Below are 1,135 nucleotides of genomic sequence, written 5' to 3'. Positions count from 1 at the left end.
GGCGGGGAGCCCGGCCCCGCCGCCTCCCTGGCCTTCACGTGCCGCGCCCCGGGCGCCGCCGCGGCGGCGCTCGCCGGCAGCGCCGACGCCGCCTGGCGGGGCGCGGTGCTCACCCTCTCGCGCCTCTCGGGCACGCTCGGCCGGAACCGCTTCACCGGCGCGGTCCTGGCCGACCTCGCGGCCAAGCCCTTCCTGCGGCTCGACCTCGGCTTCGAGACGCTGGCGCTCGCGGCCGGGCCTCCGGGCGCCTCCTGGCGGCAGGACCTGACGCTGCTGCGCCTCGTCGACGGCCGCGTCCTCCTCCGGGCCGCGGACCTGGCGGCGGGCGAGGTCCGCCTCACCGGGGCCGCCCTCGACGCGCGGATCGCCGACGGCACCCTGGAGGCGACGCTGGCGCCCGCCGGATTCTACGGCGGCCGGGTGCAGGGCCGGCTCACCACGGCGGTGCCGGCCTCCCCGGCGGAGGCGCCGCGCCACGCCCTCCGCGTCGAGATCACCCGGGCCCGGGGGCTGGCGCTGCTGTCCGCCGCGGCGGGCTTCACCCTCCTCGACGGCGCGACGAGCGCGACGCTCGACCTCCGGGGCGCCGGCCGGACTCCCGCGGAGGCGCTGCCGGCCCTGGCCGGCGAGGCCGCGCTCCAGATCGAGAACGGCCGCCTCGCCGGCATCGATATCCCGGCGGTGGTCCAGTCCCTGGCCGCGCGGGTCGGCGGAGACCCGCGCCTGGCGGCCTCCGACACGACGGCCTTCGACCGGATCTCGGCCCGCTTCCAGCTCCGGGACGGGCAGGCCGCGACGCGCGACCTCGCCCTGACCGGGCCCCTCGTCACCGCGAGCGGGAGCGGCACCGTGGACCTCGCGGAGCGGGCGGTGAGCCTCCGGATCGAGCCGAAGCTGACCCGCGCCGCCGCCCGGTCCCTGCCGCGGGTCCTCGACCTCACCGTACCGGTGCTGATCAACGGCGCCTGGGACGCGCCGCAGGTCCATGTCGACCTCGCCGGCCTGCTGGGCGACAATGACCTCGCCTCGGGCCTCGGCGCCCTCGGGACGGAACTGCTCGACGCGCTCCTGCCGGGAGCCGGGCGGCCGCCTCCCGGACCGCCGGGACCGCCCGCCCGCTCGAGCCCGCCCCGGC

At 79.8% G+C, this 1,135-nt stretch carries 1 protein-coding gene; it reads left to right on the top strand.

The genetic code is table 11. The features are described 5' to 3' along the window. A partial coding sequence (locus tag DT057_RS34945; RefSeq protein WP_128566561.1) for an AsmA family protein occupies positions 1-1,135 on the top strand: 1,135 nt, incomplete at both ends.

This window comes from Methylobacterium crusticola (assembly GCF_003574465.1).
GTDB lineage: Bacteria > Pseudomonadota > Alphaproteobacteria > Rhizobiales > Beijerinckiaceae > Methylobacterium > Methylobacterium crusticola.
The sequence above is the reverse complement of the archived record's forward strand: the minus strand, read 5'-3'. Positions and strand labels throughout refer to the sequence as shown.